This is a genomic window from Acidiphilium sp. JA12-A1 (genome assembly GCF_000724705.2).
GTDB classification, from domain to species: domain Bacteria; phylum Pseudomonadota; class Alphaproteobacteria; order Acetobacterales; family Acetobacteraceae; genus Acidiphilium; species Acidiphilium multivorum.
This window is the reverse complement of record NZ_JFHO01000015.1, coordinates 71160-88926: the sequence shown is the minus strand read 5'-3', so window position 1 is coordinate 88926 and position 17767 is coordinate 71160. Positions and strand designations below refer to the sequence as shown.

Genomic DNA, 17767 nt, shown 5'->3' with positions numbered 1-17767 from the left:
CGCCGCGCCCGGCGGAGGGCCCTGGGCGGCGAAAGCGCCGCCAGATGGTCCAGCAGTCGCATCGGCGCGGGATGCCCCCCTCAGGGCTCGCGCATGCTGTCGGTCGCGACCGGCAGCAGCTTGGTCATGAAATAGGAGAGGATGGTGCGCCGGCCGGTCTTGATGTCGGCGGTGAGCGGCATGCCAGGGGTGAGGCGGAAGCTGGGCGGCACGCCGTGCAGCATCAGCCTGTCGATCGAGATGCGGGCCTTGTAGTAGAGGCCGCGCGGCCGGTTGGGCAGCGGCGAGGCGCCCTCCGCCGGCGGCTGGTCGGAGCTGAAACTGTCGGCGCTGACCGAACGGAGCGTGCCGCGGGCGGTGCCGTAGCGTAGGTAATCGAAGGTGGCGAATTTCACCGTGACCGGATCGCCGACATGGACATGGCCGGATTCGGCGCCGCTGATATCGGCCTCGACCTCGAGCGGGGCGTCCAGCGGCACCAGGGTGATGAACTTGGCCCCCGACCGCAGCACCGAGCCGACCGAGACATGGGCGACGGTGAGCACGATGGCGTCGCGCGGCGCGCGCATCACCACGAGCTGGCTCTGCAGCCGCGCCTTGGCGAGGTCCTGCTCGGTGGCGATCAGCTTGCTGTCGGTCTCGGCGAGTTTCTCCCCGACATCGGCGATCCATTTCTTTTCATAGGCGTCGCGCTCGGCCTGCTGGGCGGCGAGGTCGCGCTCGCCGGCGGCGGCGGTGGCCAGCGCGCTGGAGAGCGAGCTGGACACGGTCAGCCGGTCGTTCCGGGCAAGCAGGGAGTTGAGCTTGCTGCCGACCTGCATGCGCTGGAGCTGGTCGCGCATGTGCTCGACATCCTTCGCCACGCCGACCTGCTTGCGGTAGAACCCCGCCTCGCTGTCGCTCTTGGCGATGATCATGCGCAGCTCGGCGATCTTCTGGTCGTAATTCTCGATCGTGTAGATGCGCTCGGCCTTGCGGCTCTGGAAGATCGCGGCCTGGAGACGCTGCGCCGCGTTGGGATGCGCCGGCGCGTAGGTGGTGCCGCCCGCCTCGGCGGCGAGACGGTCGCGCCGGGCGGCGAGCTGGATCACCTCGGCGCTCAGCGCGCGCAGATTGGCGCTGGCGAAGGTGGGGTTCAGCTTCGCCAGGATCTCGCCCTTGTGGACGATCTCGCCCTCGTGGACGTCGATCGCCTGGACGATCGAGGTGTCGAAGGGCTGGAGCAGGACGTTCGGGGCGGTGGAGACCAGCCGGCCGGGCGCCGAGACCACCTTGGGGATGCGCACGACGGCCGCGACGGCGATCAGCGTCGCCACCAGGGCGGTGACGAGCAGCATGGTGTAGCGCGAGACGATCGACACCGGCGTCGCGATCACCGCCGCCGTCGGCGACTGGAATTCCAGCAGCGGCAGCGGCAGGTCCGACAGCGAGGCGGGATCGGCCAGGGCGAGGCTGCCGCCGGAGGGCGGCAGCCGGTCAGTCGCCTTGCGCGAGGGTCGGGGTCGGCGCATGGCGGCCTCCTTCGGGATTCATGTGGCGGTTCTGCTGGAGCCAGAGATGGCGGTAGATCGCGCAACGCTCGACGAGATCGGCGTGCCGGCCGATATCGACGACACGGCCGGCATCCATGACCAGGATCATGTCGCAATCGACCAGCGAGGCGAGACGGTGGGAGACGATCACCATCGTCCGGCCGCGGGCGATGCGCAGCAGGTTGGCGTTGATCAGCGCCTCGCTTTCGGGGTCGAGCGCGCTCGTCGCCTCGTCGAGGATGAGCAGGCGGGGGTCGGCGATCAGGGCGCGGGCGATGGCGAGGCGCTGCTTCTGGCCGCCCGAGAGGTTGGGCGAGCCCTCCTCGACGAAGGTTTCGTAGCCCTGGGGCAGGCGCTCGATGAATTCCTCGGCGCCGGCGAGGCGGGCGGCGCGGATCGCATCCTCGAAGGTGAGGCCGGGACGGCCGGCGAAGATGTTGTCGCGCACCGAGCCGCGGAAGAGGAAATTGTCCTGCAGGACGACGCCGAAGCTCTTGCGCAGATGACGGAGATTGATCTCGCGCAGTTCGGTGTTGTCGATCTTCACGGCGCCGAGATAGTCGCGGTTGATGCCCTGGAGCAGGCGCGTGATGGTCGACTTGCCCGAGCCGGAACGGCCGACGATGCCGAGCATGGTGCCCTCGGGGATCGAGAAGCTGACCTTGTTCAGCGCCGGCGTCTTGCCGCCCTCGTAGGTGAAGGTGACCTCCTCGAAGGCGACGGCGCCGCGGAAGGCGGGGCGCAGGCCGGTGTTCATCGCGCGGCGCTCGGTCGGCCGGTTCAGCACCTCGCCGACGATGCCGACGGCGGCGCGGGCCTCCTGCGCGTCCTGCACGAGGCGGGCGAAGGAGATCAGCGGGCCGGCGACGCGGCCGCCGAGCAGCATGAAGCCGACCAGCGAGCCGGCGGCGAGCGGGTTCTGCGAGGTGAGCGCGACATAGCCGCCGAGCAGCAGCACGCCGATCGTCGCGTAGCGCTCGAGCGGCAGCGACAGCACCTGCGGCCAGGCGGAGAGCCGGCCCATCTCGAGATTGAGCTGGCTGGTGAGCGCCACCCGGCCGTCCCAGTCATCGGAGCGGACCTTCTCGAGCGCCAGCGCCTTGACCGTGCGCACGCCGTAGAGGCTTTCGACCAGCACCGCGCCCTTCCGGCTCTCGGCCTCGATGATGCGGCCGGTCAGCCGGGCGAGCGCGGGCAGGAAGGCGGTGATGATGACGGCGATGGTGGCCGAGGCGATCAGCACCGTCCAGGCGAGGAAGGCGTTGAGGTAGAACAGGATCGGCAGGACCAGCGCGATCATGAAGATGTTGATGAAGGTGGTCAGCAGCCGGCCGGTGATGAAGTCGCGCACGCGGTAGATCTGGCCGACCTTGTAGCCGATCTGGCCGGCCTGGTTGCGCTCGAAGAACTCGATCGGGATCGTCATCAGCCGGTCGAAGATCATCAGGTTCAGCCGGGCGTCGAGCCTGGTGGAGAGCATCACCAGCATCATCTGCCGGCCCCAGGTGAGCACCGCCTCCCAGAGGATGGCGATGACGAAGACGATCGAGATCAGCGCCAGCGTGTTCATCGCGTGGTACTCGATCACCGAGTTGAGCACGACCATGACCAGCAGCGCCGGGATCACCTGCAGCACGGTGAGCGTGACCGAGCTGATCGCGATGTCGCGCAGGATGCGCTTCTCGCGCCAGACCATGCGGAAGAGGAGCGCGAAGTTGAAGACCGGCTCGGCATCGTCCTCGCCGCGCTCGCCGCGGACGAGGAGCACCGTGCCGTCCCACAGCTGGCCGAGCTGCAGCTCGTCGACCGGGACGGGCGCGGTACCCTGCGGGGCGCGGGGGTCGCGCAGGAACACGACGGCGCGCTCGCGGTCGGCGGCGACCATGATCGCCGCGCCGCCATCCTTCAGCAGCAGGATGACCGGCGCCGTCGTCTCGATCTTGAGGAGCTGGCGGAAATTGGCGCGGATCGCGCGGGCCCAGAGCCCGGCATCGCGCGTCCATTCGACGAGACCGGCGGAGGATGGCGGCGCGCCGCCGCCCTCCTTGCGCAGGAGTTCAGGATCGAGGTCGATTCCGTGGAACCGGGCCGCGGCCCTGACCGCCAGCACGCGCACGTGAAGCTCCCTGCCGCCATCCGGCGCGGCATCCACCGGCTCGATTGTCTCGCTCATCAGACAAGATCTTTCCCCGTTGCGATAGATCTTTCGTCCGGGGCGCGCCTGCCGGTCTGCCACGCCGTGAACCGGCGCCGCGGGGTGCCAAAACCGCACCCGGTTACGAAATCAAATATCAAATCAAACATTCAACACTCCGTTAGCACATGTGCGGACGCTTTTTCCATAGATTTGAACCCGCCGCGAAACGGGTCTTGCGTTTCGGCCCCGGCGGTGCTGGATCAGGCAGCGATCTGCCAAGGAGCACGCGACCATGGATATCCGCCCCGCCGCCCCGGAAGACCTGCCCGCCTGCCAGGCGATCTATGCCCATCACGTGCTGGAGGGGACCGGAACGTTCGACGAGGTGCCGCCCTCCCTCGAAGCGCTGACGGCGCGGTTTCGCGAGGTCACCGGCGCGGGACGCGCCTGGGTGGTCGCCGCCGATGCGACGGGCATTCTCGGCTTCGCCTATTTCGACCAGTACCGCGCCCGCTCGGCCTACCGGTTCACCGCCGAGGACAGCGTCTATGTGCGCGAGGACGTGCGCGGCCAGGGGGTGGGCAAGGCGCTGGTCGCGCGGCTGCTCGACGAGGCGCGCGCCGCCGGATTCCGGGAGATGCTCGCCGTGATCGGCGATTCGGAGAATGTCGGCTCGATCGGGGTGCATGCCAGTCTCGGTTTCCAGCGGGTGGGGACGCTCCGCGATGTGGGGTTCAAGTTCGGCCGCTGGATCGACGTGGTGATCATGCAGCGCCATCTCGGCGGCCAGGGTTGAGGACGGTCAGGCGGCGATCTTGAGGGACTCCACGGATTCCTCCAGTTCCTGGAAGGTCGGCATGAACAGGTTGGGCACCATCTTGCGGCCGACCTCGACGCTGACCTGCGGCGCGTTGCCGTGCAGATGCGCGACCAGCACCGCGCGGATCACCTCGAAATAACGGGAATCCTCCTCGACCACGCCGCGCAGCCGCACCGAGAGCGGCCCCACCACGCCATAGGCGAGCAGCACGCCGAGGAAGGTGCCGGTCAGCGCCTCGCCGATCATTTCGCCGAGCACGGCGGGCGGCTGGCTGATATGCGCCATCGTCTTGATCACGCCGAGCACCGCGGCGACGATGCCGAGCGCGGGCAGGCCGTCCGCCATCGTCTGCAGCGTGTGGGCGCCGTGCAGCTCCTCGGCCAGGGTCTTGCGCAGTTCGCGGGCCATCACGTCCTCGATCTGGTGCGGATCGTCGGCGTTCATGCCGACCATCCGCAGATAGTCGCAGATGATCGCGGTGGCTTCCTCGTTCTTGAGGATGGCCGGGAAGTGCTTGAAGACCGGGCTTTCCTCCGGACGCTCGATATGCGGCTCCAGCGCCATGGCGCCGCGCGTCGCGGCGAGGCGGACAAGGTAGAACAGCAGGCACAGCAGGTCAGTGTAGTCGGCCTTCTTGAAGGCGCCGCCGCGCAGCACCTTCTTGAAGCCGGCCAGCGTGTGCTTGATGTCGTGCATCGAGTTGCCGGCCACGAAGGTGCCGACCGCGGCGCCGCCGATCGTGATGAGTTCGAAGGGCATCGATTTCAGCAGCGGACCGATCGCCCCGCCCGTCACGATAAAGACGCCGAACACGCAGACGAGCAGGAATGCAACGCCTCCCAAAGTGAGCATATTTCACCGAAATCTCAGAACATTGCATCTCCGTTCGGGTCATGGCGCCTTGGCACCATCTGTTTTGACCCCTTCCGGCAGTGCCGGACGCACCACCAGTATTCCCACCCGCCGATTGGCTGCCGCCAGCGGATTGGATGGGATGAGCAGCTTGCGGTCGGCATAGCCGCTCACGCGCGCGATCAGCCGCTTCGGAAAGCCGGCCTTGACCAGGACCGCGCGCGTCGCGTTCGCGCGCTCGACGGACAGGTCCCAGTTGTCCTTGGGACCGGCGACATAGGGCCGGGCATCGGTGTAGCCGGCGATGCGGATCCGGTCGCCCAGCCGGGACAGGATCGGCGCGATCTTGGTGAGCAGTTCCAGCGTCATCGGGTTCGGCCGGGCCGAGCCGAGCGCGAACATCGGCCGCTTGTGCGCGTCCATGATCTGGATGCGCAGGCCCCGCGGCGTGACGTGGACGCTGACCTGTTTCGAGAGCGACGCCAGATCCGGGTCCTGCGCCATCATCTGCCGGATCTCGGAACCCGCGGTCCTGAAGCGGGCTTCGCCGAGATTGCCGGGGGCGAGGCCGCCGATGGCGCCGCCGGTGCCGGCGGCGGCCTTCTCGCCGGACGGCGCGGACCGCGCCCCGGCGGCGGGCGAAGCGGGCTTCTGCAACTCGGGCGCGGGCTTCGGCGCCGCGTTCGACGCGGTGGCGCCGGAGGCACGCGGCTTGTGGCCGGCGCCGGGCGAGGTGTTCACCATGTCGTTGCCGGTGGGATGATCCGGGCGGATCTGCTGGCCCTGCGGCGTGTGCGGCACCTGGTAGGAGACCGGGTTGTGGCCGACGGTGACGCGCACCGCCCCGCGATCCGACGAGAGGGCGCCCTTGTCGAACGGGGTGCTGCCGCCGAACGGCTTGCCCTCGCCGGAGGCGGCGCGGTTGAGCACGTTGGCCTGGCTGAAATAGTCGGCGAGGCCGACGCGCTGCGCCTCGGTCGTCGCGTTGATCAGCCACATCAGCAGGAAGAAGGCCATCATCGCGGTCACGAAGTCGGCATAGGCGACCTTCCAGGCGCCGCCGTGATGGCCGCCCTCGACGATCTCCTCGCGGCGGATGATCAGGTTGACCGCCTGATCGCCCCCCTTGCCGCCCTTCTTCTTGCGCTGCGCCATGAACCCCTTGCCACCTTTCGGGGCGGAGTATCGGGGGTGGGGGTTAAAAAAGGCTGAATCGGAGACCGTCAGCAGGTGACTTCGAGGGCGCGGGCCAGCGTTCCGGGATCGGCATTGCCGCCGGAGAGAACGACTCCCACCGCCAGGCCGTCGAGCGGCAGCGCCTCGGCCAGCACCGCCGCCAGCGCCACCGCGCCGCCGGGCTCGACCGCGAGCTTGAGATGGCGCAGCGCGAAGCCCATCGCGGCGAGCACCTGCGACTCGCCGACGGCGACGGCGCCGGCGAGGCGGGGCGCGTTGAGCGCGAAGGTGAGTTCGCCGGGCGTCATCGCCATCAGCGCGTCGCAGAGCGCGGAGCCCGCGCCGTCGTTGGCGAGGCGGGTGCCGGCGGCCAGCGAGCGGCCGGTATCGTCCCAGCCCTCGGGCTCGACGGCGATCAGCCGGGTCGCGGGCGAGGCGTGTTCGAGGGCGAGGGCGCAGCCGGCGGTCAGGCCGCCGCCGCCGGTGCAGACGAAGACGAGATCGAGTTCGGCGCCCGCTGCCCGCGCATCCTCCACCAGTTCGAGGGCGAGGGTGCCCTGCCCGGCGATCACGTCCGGATGGTCGTAGGGGGGGATCAGGGCGGCGCCGGTGCGGGCGGCGATGGCGGCGCCGATCGCCTCGCGGTCCTCGGTGCGGCGGTCGTACTGCACGATGTCGGCCCCCCAGGCGGCGGTCGAGTCGCGCTTGATGGCGGGGGCGTCGCGCGGCATCACGATGGTGGCGGGAATCCCGAGGGCGGCGGCGGCGCAGGCCACCGCCTGGCCGTGATTGCCCGAGGAATAGGCGACGACGCCGGCCGCGCGCGCCGCGGGGGCGAGCCGCAGGATCGCGTTGGTCGCGCCGCGCAGCTTGAAGCTGCCGGTGCGCTGCAGCGGCTCGGCCTTGATGAACACCTCCGCGCCGGTCCGCTCGTCGAGCGCGGGAGAGCGCAGCGCCGGGGTGCGGACGATGTGCGGGGCGATGAGGGCGCGGGCGGCGAGAACATCCTCGGCGGTGGGCAGGCGGGTCATTGCTTGGGCCTCATGAGTGCGGCGGGGGCGGCGGCGAGCCGGGCGGCGGACAGGACGTAGGATTCGATCGCGACGCCGGCGCGGCGGCGGGCGGCATGGCCGGCGGGGACGGCGGCGGCGACCTCGCTTGCGGCGAAGCCGGCGAGCCAGGACGGTTCGACCAGCAGGACCGGCGTGCCCGGCGCGGCCGGCGGGGCGGCGAAGAAGCGCCAGCGCGGGCCGAGTCCGACCACGGCGAAGCGGGGCGGCAGGTCGTGCGCGAGTTCGGACAGGGTGCTGTAGTCGGTGCTGGCGATCACGGTGAGGTGGCGCGACGCGGCGGCGCGGGCGACCTCGCGCGCCAGCGCCTTCCAGCCGGCGAGGCGGATCGCGGTCGGGTCGCGGTGCGGGGGCAGCGGGAACGGAGCGGCGGCGGCCTGGAGCCAGACGATCGCGGCGAGCAGGAAGCCGAGCGCCGCGGCGGCCCGCAGCCAGGCGCGGGCGATGCGCGGGGCGATGGCGCCGGCGGCGAGGGCGGCGCCGGGGTAGAGGATGGCGGGCCAGTTCGCCTGCACCGGGCCGGAGAGCGTGTGCTCGACAAAGACGGCGGCGGGCACCAGCACGGCGAGCAGGACCAGGCGGGCGGGGGCGGAACGGTCGCGCCGCAGCGACCAGACGCCCCAGGCCATCAGGCCGAGGACGATCGGGGTGGCGAGGCCGGCCTGCCCGCCGATCAGCCCGAGCAGGTGGCCGGGCGTCCCGGCCAGGTCGAGATGCGCGGAGCGGCCGCCCTGCTTGGCGAAGCTCGCCCAGCCATGCGCCGCGTTCCACAGGACCACCGGCAGCATCGCCAGCAGGCCGAGCAGCAGCCCGAGCCAGGGCAGCGGTCGGCGTAGCCCCGCCCTGCCCTCGCGCGTGGCGAGCATGAACAGGCCGATGGCGACGAAGAGCAGGGCGGCGGTATATTTGGCCTCGAAGCCGAGCCCCGCGGCGAGGCCGGCGGCGAGAAACCAGCGGTCGTCGCCGGTGGCGAGCCAGCGCGCCATCGCCCAGATCGCAGCGGTCCAGAACAGCAGGAGCGGCGTGTCCGGCGTGGTGATGATGGCGCCGGCATTCAGCACCAGGGTGGCGTTGAGCAGGAGCGCGGCGGTGAGGCCGGCGCGGCGGTTGGGAAAGAGATCCTCGCCGGCGCGCCAGAGCAGCAGCGTGCCGATCGCGGCGGAGAGCGGCGAGAGCAGGCGGATGCCGAGCGCGCCGTTGCCGGCGATGAACGTGCCGGCCCGGATCCAGAGCGCGATCAGCGGCGCGTCGTCGTAATAGCCGGTGGCGAGGTGCCTCGACCACAGCCAGTAATAGGTCTCGTCCGGGGAGAGCGGGATGAGGGCGGCGAGGACGAGGCGGAGGAGGGTAAGGCCGGCCAGGGCCGCCAGCCAGGCCTGGCGGCTCATCGCCCGGACCGGTCCGGCGCGCTCATCGCACGCATCGGTTCTGCGCGCTCATCGCACGCACGGCTTTTGCGCGCTCATCGCACGCACGACTTTTGCGCGCTCATCGCACGCGCCAGACCAGGGTGGCGGAGACCGCGTAGTTCCAGACCACGCCGATCGCCGAGCCGGCGGCGCTGGCGGCGAGGCCGTTGGCGTCGCCCCGATGATAGAGCGCGCCGGCGATGCCGATATTGGCGATGGCGCCGAGGCCGCAGACCAGCATGAACAGCACGAGACCCTGCCAGTAGCGCACGCCGCGCAGCTTCATCGTGCGGTAGGTCAGGCGGTTGTTCAGCTCGAAATTGGCGACCATGGCGACGATGGTGCCGAGCGTCTGCGCCGGGCCGAAACCGAGCCCGGCGGCGCGGCTCGCCTGCATTGCCGCGAGGTTCACGAAAATGCCGAACAGGCCGACCAGGGCGAAGGCGATGAAGCGCAGCGGCACCATGCCGCCGAGCGCGCGGTCGACGAACTGGCCGGCGAACTGGACCATCACCAGGATGTCGAGCTTGCTTTCGCCGGCGGCGCGGGGGCGGAAGCGGTAGGGGAGTTCGGCGACCTTCAGCGGGGTCGGCGCGGAGAGCAGCAGGTCGAGCAGGATCTTGAAGCCCTGCCCGTTCAGCCGGTGCGCCAGGTCCTCGAACAGCGACTGGCGGAGGAGGAAGAAGCCGCTCATCGGGTCGGAGATCGCAACACCGGCGAGTTTCCGGGCGAGGCCGATGCCGGCGGCGGAAAGGCGCTGGCGCAGCGGCGAGGCGAGGCCGGCGGCGTCGCCGCCGCCGACATGGCGGCTGCCCACCGCGATGTCCGCCCCCGCGCGCACGGCGTCGAGCATCGCGGGGAGGATGGTCTCGTCGTGCTGGAGGTCGCCGTCGATCACCGCGACGAAGGGGGCGGAACTGGACAGCGCCCCCTCGATGACGGCCGAGGACAGGCCGCGGCGGCCGACGCGGCGGAGGCAGCGGACGCGGGTGTCGGTCCGCGCCAGGGCGCGGGCGGCGTCGGCCGTGCCGTCGGGGCTGTCGTCGTCGACGAAGATCACCTCCCAGTCGATGCCGGCGAGGGCGGCATCGAGGGCGGCGACCATGGGGGCGACGTTCGGCTCCTCGCGATAGCAGGGAACGACGACGCTGAGGACAGGGCTGCGGCAGGCCGTCACGCGGGCAGGCTCAGCCGCCGAGCGCCTCCAGCACCGCCTCGGCCCGGCTGACCTCGAAGCCGCCCGGTTGCTCGATGGCGAGATGCGTCACCAGCCCGTCCTGCGCGACCAGGGCATAGCGCTGGCTGCGGACGCCGAGGCCGCGGGCGATGAGGTCGAGCTCGAGGCCGAGGGCGCGGGTGAAGGCGCCGGAGCCGTCGGCGAGGAAGGTGATCTTGCCGCCGGCCTTCTGGCTCTCGGCCCAGGCGGTCATCACGAACACGTCGTTCACCGCGATGCAGGCGATCTCGTCGACACCCTTCGCCTTCAGCGCGTCGTAATGCTCGAGGAAGCCGGGAACGTGCTTCGCGCTGCAGGTGGGGGTGAAGGCGCCGGGAACGGCGAAGAGCACCACCGTCTTGCCGGCGAACAGCTCGCCGGTGTCGATCTCCTGCGGTCCCTCGGCGCCGGGGGTCATCAGCTTCATGGCCGGGAGCCTGTCGCCCACCTTGATCATCGCGTCTCTCCTGATTGGATGGCCTGTTCGAGCAGACTGGTAGCCGAAGCCGGGCCGCGCGTGAAGGCGGGCGGTTCAGGCGTAGCGTTCCTCGGCCCAGGGATCGGCGTTGTTGTTGTAGCCGCGGGTTTCCCAGAAGCCCTTGCGGTCGGCCGTCGCGAAGGTGATGCGGCGGACCCATTTGGCGGATTTCCAGAGATAGTAGCGCGGCACCAGCACCCGCACCGGGCCGCCGTGCTGGCGGGTCAGCGGCTTTCCCTCCCAGCTGTGCACCAGGTAGCAGTCCTCGGCGGCGAACTGGTCGAGGCGGAGATTGGTCGTGTAGTCGTCATAGGATTCGAAGAGGACGTGGGTCGCCTCCGGGTGCGGCCGCACCAGGTCGAGGATGGTGCGGATCGACACGCCGCGCCAGTGATTGTCGTAGCGCGACCAGGTGGTGACGCAGTGCATGTCCGACACGCTGTCCTGCTGCGGCAGGGCCATGAACCCGTCCCAGTCGAGGGTGACGGGATTGGCGACGGCGCCGTCGATCGCGAGGCGGAAGGCGGCTTTCGGCACCTCGGGCTGGACGCCGAGATCGAGCACCGGCCAGTCGGTGACGAGGCGCTGGCCGGGCGGGAGGCGCTGCGCCGGCGGCGCGGTGGCGCCGGTCAGGCCCCGCCCCTCGCGCGACCAGTCCTGCTTGCGGCCGATCAGCTTGTCGCGGATCTGGCCGATCAGGCTGATTTCCGGTCCGTCGTTTCCCTGCTTGTCCGCTTCGTCCATCGCCGTTCTCCTTCCGGGCCGGACGATGATATGGGGTGAAGGGGCGCGCGGTCCAGCGCGCGGCGGGGTCAGCGGTTCTTGAGGATGCGGGCCTTGTCGCGTTCCCAGTCGCGCTTGGCGATGGCCTGGCGCTTGTCGTGCTGCTTGCGGCCCTCGGCGATGCCGAGCGTGACCTTGGCGAGGCCGCGCGGGTTGAAATGCACGTCGAGCGGGACGACGGTCGAGCCCTGGCGGGCGATGGCGCCGAGGAGCTGATCGATCTGCTTGCGCTTGAGCAGCAGCTTGCGCGGGCCCTTGGTGTCGAAGCGGGAGAGCACGCCGCCCTGGTATTCGGGGATGTACATGTTGAAGAGATACATCTCGCCGTCGCGCTCGCCGGCGAAGGCCTCGGACAGCGTGGCGCGGCCCATGCGCAGCGACTTCACCTCGGCGCCGCGCAGCACGATTCCCGCCTCGACCGTGTCCTTGATCGTGTAGTTGAACCGGGCCTTGCGGTTCTGCGCCGCGATCCCGTGGGAGATCAGCCCGGATTTCCGGGGCTCGGCCATCAGGCGAGCAGCCCGAGCCCGGTCATCGCGGCGCGCATCTGCGCCTTCGTCGCCTCGGCGAGCGGGGCGAGCGGCAGGCGGCAGAATTCCGAGCCGAATCCGAGCAGGGAGGCGGCGTATTTCGCCGGGGCGGGATTGCTCTCGGCGAACATCGCATCGTGCAGGGGCAGCAGGCGGGACTGGATCGCCATCGCGGTCTTCAGGTCGCCGGCGCGCCAGGCCGCCTGCATCTCGGCGCAGAGGCGCGGGGCGATGTTGGCGGTCACCGAGATGCAGCCGACGCCGCCGGCGGCGAGGAAGGCGAGCGCGGTGTGATCCTCGCCCGAGAGCTGGCAGAACGACGCGCCGCAGGCGGCGGTGGTGTGCAGCGGGCGGGTGAGGTTCGCCGTCGCGTCCTTCACGCCGACGATGTTGGGGTGCTGCGCGAGGCGCGCCATCGTCGCCACGCTCATGTCGATCACCGAGCGGGGCGGGATGTTGTAGATGATGAGCGGAATGCCGATCGCGTCGGCGACCGCGGTGAAGTGGCGGAGCAGGCCGTCCTGCGTCGGCTTGTTGTAGTAGGGGGTGACGACGAGAACGCCGTCGGCGCCGACGGATTCGGCGTGCTTCGCGAGGCCGATGGCCTCGCGCGTGGCGTTCGAGCCGGCGCCGGCGATCACCGGGACGCGTTTCCTCGCCACCTCGACGGTGATCTCGACCACACGCTTGTGCTCGTCATGGCTGAGCGTGGGGGATTCGCCGGTGGTGCCGACCGGGACGAGGCCGTTGGTGCCCTCGGCGATCTGCCATTCGATGAAACGTTCGAGCGCCGCCTCGTCGATGCGACCGTCTTCGTGCATCGGGGTGACCAGCGCGACCAGTGAGCCGTGAAACATTGTGTTCTCCGTGAGTGCGCGTAACCTATTCGCAGCATTCGGCGGCGGCAAGGTATGGGAGCGCGGGAGCAGTCCTGCTATTGGTTCGCGCATGGTCCGGATGTTGCTGCTGCTGACGTCCCTGCTCGCTCTCGGCGCCGCCCCCGCGCCGCTGGGCGCGGTCGCGATCGCCGCCCCGCTGCAGCCCGCCCCCGCCCTCGCCCGGATCATGAACGACATCCGCGCCAATCACTGGACCGAGGCGGAAACGCTGGCCGCCGCCCAGCCGGACCGGCTGGTGGCGCGGCTGGTGACCTATTACCGGGTGCTCGACCCCGGGGCGGCGAGCGAGACCGAGATCGCCGCGTTCATGGCCAGATATCCCGACTGGCCGGAGCAGGGAATCCTGGCGCGGCGGTGGAACGAGGCGCTGGCCGCCGACCCGGACGACGCCACGGTGCGGCGCGAATGCCGCACCCGGCTGCCCGAGACCGCCGCCGCCAATGCGCGCTGCGCCGCCGCCCTCGACCAGGTGGCGCCGCGCGAGGCGGCGCGCTTCGCCCGGCGCGCCTGGATCGACGGGTTCGACAGCCCGGCCGGCGCGGCGACGTTCGAGGCGAAATACGCCGCGCTGCTGACGCCGGAGACCAACTGGGCGCGGTTCTCGCGCCTCGCCATCGCCGGGAAGCTCGACGTGGCGACGATGCTGCTCGACCAGTTGCCGGCGGGCGAGGCCGCGACCGCGCGCGCCTTCATCGCCCTCGCGCATGGCGGCAGGCAGGCGCAGGCGGCGGTCGCGGCGCTGACCACGGCGCAGCGGGCGACGCCGTTCCTGTTCTTCGCGGAACTCGCCGCGGCACAGGATCAGGCCGCGCGGCTCGCGCTGTGGCAGGCGCTGGGGGCGGAGGCGGAGAAGCAGGCGACGGGGCTGGCGCGCGCGCTGCTCTGGCGGCGGCGGGAGAGTTTCGCGCGCGACCTGCTCGCCGCCGGCGATGCGAAGGACGCCTATGCGCTGGTCGCCGCCGCGCGGCCGCCGGGCGAGGACGCGCGGGCCAGCCGCGACTTCCTCGCCGGGTTCATCGCCCTGCGGATGCTGCACGAGCCGGCCGCGGCGCGGCCCTGGTTCGTTCGGCTGCGCGGGCTTTCGACCGCGGTGATCACCCGCGCCCGCGCCTTCTACTGGCTGGCGCAGACCGAGAGCGGCCAGGCGGCGCGGGCCGACCTGCTGCGCGCCGCCGCCTGGCCGGACACGTTCTACGGCCAGTTGGCCGCCCTTCAGGCGGGGGAAACGCCGGCGCAGCTGGCGGCGCGGATCCGCGCCCTCGGCCCGCCGCGGCTGACGACGGGGCAGGCCACCGCCTTCGCCGAGCGCGAATTGCCGCAGGCCGCCGTGCTGCTGGCCGAGATGGGCGCGCCGCGCCGGGCGCGGGCCTTCCTGCTGCGGATGGCCGAACTCAGCCCGAGCCTTGCCGACCGCTATCTCGACGCGCGGCTGGCCGACGGGATCGGCCAGGTTTCGGCCTCGGTGATGGTGGCGCGGATGGCCGGGACGGCGGGGGACATGCTGGTGCATCTCGGCTGGCCGATCCCGCCGGGGCTGCTGCCGGCGCCGGGGCAGCCGCGCCTCGAACCCGCCGCGGCCACGGTTCCGCCGCCGCCGGCGCCGCCGCCGCGCAGCGTGATCCTGTCGCTGATCCGCCAGGAGAGCAGTTTCGATCCGCGCGCGACCAGCCCCTCGGGCGCGGAGGGGCTGATGCAGCTGATGCCGGGGACGGCGCGGGAGGTGGCGCGGCAGTCCGGACTCGCGCTGCCGCCGGGCGCGCTGGTCGATGACCCGGCGCGGAACGTCGCCCTCGGCTCGGCGTATTTCGCCCGTCTGCTGCAGCGCTTCGGCGATTGCCTGCCGCTCGCGATCGCGGCCTATAACGGCGGGCCGCGCAACGTCGAGAAATGGATCGCCGCCAATGGCGACCCGCGCATGCCGAAGGCGCAGGGCGGCGTCGATCTCGTGACGTGGATCGAGGAGATCCCGTTCGGGGAGACGCGCAACTATGTGGAACGGGTGACGGAGGGGATCGTGATCTATCGCGCGCTGGAAGGGAAGCCGGCGACCGATCCGGTGGTGCGGTGGACCGCGTCGCGGTGAGCGCATCGGACGTGCTGGGAAGGGCGGTGGCCTCGGGCCTCGGCATCGGCTTCGTGCCCCGCGCGCCGGGCACCGCGGGCGCGCTGCTCGGGCTGCTCGCCGGCGGCATACTTTATACTTACGGCACCGTCGCGCTCGCCGCCGGGATCGTGATCGCCAGCGCGGCGGGGATGATCGCGATTCCGCGGACCGGCATGGCGGGGCGCGACCCCGGCTGGATCGTGATCGACGAGGTCGCGGGGCAGATGATCGCCCTGCTCGGCCTGCCCTGGCTGACCGGCTCGGGCGTGCTGCTCGCCTTCCTGCTGTTCCGCGTCTTCGACATCCGCAAGCCCTGGCCGATCAGCCTGGCCGATGCGCGGCACGACGCGCTGGGGATCATGGCGGATGACTGGATCGCCGGCGCATTCGCCGCGATCGTGCTGGCGGCGCTGCGCCTCGTCTGGCCGGGGACGGGGCTGTGAACCCGAGGGCGGCAGCCGTGATCGGGCGGGCGCGGGAGGCGGGGCGGACGATCGCGACGGCGGAGAGCTGCACCGGCGGGATGATCGCCGCGGCCCTGACCGACATCGCCGGCGCGTCCGCCGTGTTCGGCCACGGCTTCGTCAGCTACGCGAACGACGCGAAGGTGGCGATGCTCGGCGTCGAGCCCGGGCTGATCGCGCGGGAGGGCGCGGTGAGCGAGACGGTGGCGCGGGCGATGGCCGAGGGCGCGCGGGCGCGGGCGGGGGCCGATCTCGCGGTGGCGGTGACGGGGATCGCCGGGCCGGAGGGGGGATCGGCGGAGAAGCCGGTCGGCACGGTCTGGTTCGGCGTCGCCCGGAAGGACGGCGCGACGCTGGCCGAGCGGCGCGTCTTCCCCGGCGGCCGCGACGCGGTGCGGCGGGCGACGGTGGACCACGCGCTCGACCTGCTGGCCGCGGCGCTGGGATAGGGCATCGTCCGGTCGGACAAGGATGCTCTGGTGATCCTGTCGACCGGGTAGAGCGCTACGTCCGGTCCGGGAGGATCGGAACGCGCTCCGGATTGTTTCGATTTACTCGGGATTAACCGGAGTTCCGGATAGTGCGGCGAGATGCCGCCGCCTGGCGACGGCCTGGGCGGAGTTGGAACCGGGATGCTGAATACCGAAGCCGCCACGACTGCGCTGCGGCTGGAGCGGGACAGATACGCGCTGCTGGCGTTCTGCTGGGGCGACCTGCTTCTCACCCTCGATCCGCGCCTCAGGATCGAGACCGCCTCCGGCGCGAGCGAGGCGCTGACCGGACTGCCCGAGCAGGCCTGGACCGGCCGGAACCTCACCGACCTGATCGCCGCACAGGACCGCGGCCGCATTGCCGCGGTGCTCGAGTCGCTGACGCCGACGCGCCGGGTGCTGGCGGGGACGATCCGCCTCGCCGGGCGGGACGGCGCCGTGGGGGCGCGGGTGAGCGTCGCGGCGCACCGGCTGGATACCGCGCGGGATGCGATCTACGTGTCCATGCGCAAGCTGGCGGAGGACGCGCCGGACGAGCCGGAAGAGATCGAGGAGGTGCCGCGCCTCGCCGAACGCCTCGCCGCCGCCGGCGCGCAGGGGGCGGAAATGACGCTGTTCGCGATTCCGGGGATCGCGCAGGAGGGCGGCCAGCCGCTCGGCGAGACGCTCGGCGACCTGCTGCGCGCCCATTCGCTCGGCGGCGACACGGCGATGCGGCTGGATTCGGGGCATTATTCGGTGCTGCACGAGGCGGGACGGACCTTCGGCGCGGTGATCCACCAGATCGAGGCGATGATCCATGCCGCCGATCCGACGGCGCCGCCGCCGCGGATCGAGTCGATGACGCTGCCGATGCAGGCGGAGGGGATGAGCGAGGGCGACCTCGCCCGCGGGCTGGTCTATGCGATGCACCGGTTCGGCGAGGGCAGCGAACTGTCGCTGCACGAGGCGGGGCAGCGGCTGCGCGAGCGGCTGAGCGACGCGATGGGCAGCGTGACGCGGCTGCGCCGCGCGATCGATGACGGGGTGTTCGGCATCGCCTTCCAGCCGATCGTCGATATCCGCAGCGGCGCGATCCATCACTTCGAGGCGCTGACCCGGTTCGACGAGGCGGGCACCGGCTCGCCCTTCGAGACCATCCTGCTGGCCGAGGAAACCGGGCTGATCGAGGAATTCGACCTCGCGATGGCGCGCAAGGCGGTGTCCTGGCTCGGGACGCTGCCGCTGAACGACGAGCATGTCTGCATCGCGGTCAACATTTCCGGCCGGTCGATCAACAGCGCCGCCTATGCCGAGGGGCTGCACCGGCTGCTGGAGGAGAATATCTGGCTGCGCCGCCGGCTGTCGTTCGAGATCACGGAGAGTGCGCAGATCGCCGATCTCGACGCGGCGAACGGCTTCATCCAGGGGCTGCGGCGGCGCGGCTTCGGCGTGACGCTCGACGATTTCGGCGCCGGCGCCGCGTCGTTCCGCTATCTCTCGGTGCTGGAGGTCGACGCGGTGAAGTTCGACGGCGCGGCGATCCGCCACGCCCAGCGGGCGCAGAAGGGGCGCGCCTTCCTCAGCGCGCTGACCGAACTGTGCCGGCGCATGGGGATCTCGACGATCGCCGAGATGATCGAGACGCCGGAGGCGCTGGCCTTCGTGCGGGAGTGCGGCTGCAATTTCGTGCAGGGCTACCTGTTCGGCCAGCCGGCGGCGGATATCGGCCGGTTCGCGCAACTGCCCAATCGCGGCCTGCTGGTGCCGCCGCGCCGGGACCCGGTGGGCGCGGCCAAGGCAACGGCGCGCCGGGGGCGGCCGTAG

The 17767-nt window shown here is 71.2% G+C and carries 16 protein-coding genes; 5 read left to right on the top strand and 11 right to left on the bottom strand.

The genetic code is table 11. From position 1 onward, the window contains the following. Window positions 1-80: 80 nt before the first annotated feature. Window positions 81-1511 (bottom strand): HlyD family type I secretion periplasmic adaptor subunit, encoded by a 1431-nt coding sequence (locus tag RT91_RS03425; RefSeq protein ID WP_007423898.1) that lies wholly within the window; start codon window positions 1509-1511, stop codon window positions 81-83. Then, window positions 1477-3705, bottom strand: coding sequence for a peptidase domain-containing ABC transporter (locus RT91_RS03420; RefSeq protein WP_035185741.1), 2229 nt, complete (start codon window positions 3703-3705; stop codon window positions 1477-1479). The genes RT91_RS03425 and RT91_RS03420 overlap by 35 nt, the downstream gene beginning before the upstream one ends. Window positions 3706-3961: 256 nt before the next feature. Between RT91_RS03420 and RT91_RS03415 the strand changes: the two genes are divergently transcribed. Further along, the gene (locus RT91_RS03415; RefSeq protein WP_007423896.1) at window positions 3962-4465 is read left to right on the top strand and encodes a GNAT family N-acetyltransferase; all 504 of its coding nucleotides are present in this window, start codon (window positions 3962-3964) and stop codon (window positions 4463-4465) included. 6 nt (window positions 4466-4471) lie between these two features. Here the strand turns inward: RT91_RS03415 and motA are convergent, their stop codons facing one another. The 9 genes from motA to dapA form a co-directional block, all read right to left on the bottom strand. Beyond that, a complete protein-coding gene (gene motA, locus RT91_RS03410) occupies window positions 4472-5341 on the bottom strand; it encodes a flagellar motor stator protein MotA (protein WP_007423895.1) in 870 nt (289 codons plus the stop codon). A gap of 39 nt (window positions 5342-5380) precedes the next feature. Further along, window positions 5381-6496, bottom strand: coding sequence for a flagellar motor protein MotB (locus RT91_RS03405; protein WP_012039705.1), 1116 nt, complete (start codon window positions 6494-6496; stop codon window positions 5381-5383). Between the two features lie 68 nt (window positions 6497-6564). Continuing rightward, window positions 6565-7548: a threonine/serine dehydratase gene (locus tag RT91_RS03400; protein ID WP_013640448.1), complete on the bottom strand. Its 984-nt coding sequence runs from the start codon at window positions 7546-7548 to the stop codon at window positions 6565-6567. Beyond that, complete coding sequence (locus tag RT91_RS03395; RefSeq protein WP_035185740.1) at window positions 7545-8975, bottom strand: glycosyltransferase family 39 protein; 1431 nt, start codon at window positions 8973-8975, stop codon at window positions 7545-7547. Before RT91_RS03395 ends, RT91_RS03400 begins: the two co-directional genes overlap by 4 nt. 100 nt (window positions 8976-9075) lie before the next feature. Then, window positions 9076-10173 carry a glycosyltransferase family 2 protein gene (locus tag RT91_RS03390; protein WP_013640450.1) on the bottom strand — a complete coding sequence of 366 codons (1098 nt, stop codon included), beginning with the start codon at window positions 10171-10173 and terminating at the stop codon, window positions 9076-9078. A gap of 10 nt (window positions 10174-10183) precedes the next feature. Further along, window positions 10184-10669, bottom strand: a complete 486-nt coding sequence (locus tag RT91_RS03385) for a peroxiredoxin (RefSeq protein WP_007423393.1) — start codon at window positions 10667-10669, stop codon at window positions 10184-10186. Window positions 10670-10744: 75 nt separating this feature from the next. Continuing rightward, window positions 10745-11434, bottom strand: a complete 690-nt coding sequence (locus RT91_RS03380) for a sulfite oxidase-like oxidoreductase (protein ID WP_007423392.1) — start codon at window positions 11432-11434, stop codon at window positions 10745-10747. 68 nt (window positions 11435-11502) lie between these two features. Continuing rightward, a complete protein-coding gene (gene smpB / locus RT91_RS03375; protein WP_007423391.1) occupies window positions 11503-11982 on the bottom strand; it encodes an SsrA-binding protein SmpB in 480 nt (159 codons plus the stop codon). After that, on the bottom strand, window positions 11982-12860 hold the full coding sequence (gene dapA, locus RT91_RS03370; RefSeq protein ID WP_007423390.1) for a 4-hydroxy-tetrahydrodipicolinate synthase: 879 nt from the start codon (window positions 12858-12860) through the stop codon (window positions 11982-11984). The genes smpB and dapA overlap by 1 nt, the downstream gene beginning before the upstream one ends. A 100-nt stretch (window positions 12861-12960) precedes the next feature. Between dapA and RT91_RS03365 the strand changes: the two genes are divergently transcribed. From RT91_RS03365 to RT91_RS03350, 4 genes are all read left to right on the top strand, one after another. Then, window positions 12961-14985 (top strand): lytic transglycosylase domain-containing protein, encoded by a 2025-nt coding sequence (locus tag RT91_RS03365; protein WP_240314172.1) that lies wholly within the window; start codon window positions 12961-12963, stop codon window positions 14983-14985. Continuing rightward, on the top strand, window positions 14982-15449 hold the full coding sequence (locus RT91_RS03360; RefSeq protein ID WP_231295247.1) for a phosphatidylglycerophosphatase A: 468 nt from the start codon (window positions 14982-14984) through the stop codon (window positions 15447-15449). Before RT91_RS03365 ends, RT91_RS03360 begins: the two co-directional genes overlap by 4 nt. Next, window positions 15446-15919 carry a CinA family protein gene (locus RT91_RS03355; RefSeq protein ID WP_035185738.1) on the top strand — a complete coding sequence of 158 codons (474 nt, stop codon included), beginning with the start codon at window positions 15446-15448 and terminating at the stop codon, window positions 15917-15919. The genes RT91_RS03360 and RT91_RS03355 overlap by 4 nt, the downstream gene beginning before the upstream one ends. 183 nt (window positions 15920-16102) lie before the next feature. Further along, entirely contained in the window at window positions 16103-17767 is a 1665-nt protein-coding gene (locus RT91_RS03350; protein ID WP_012039712.1) for an EAL domain-containing protein, read from the top strand.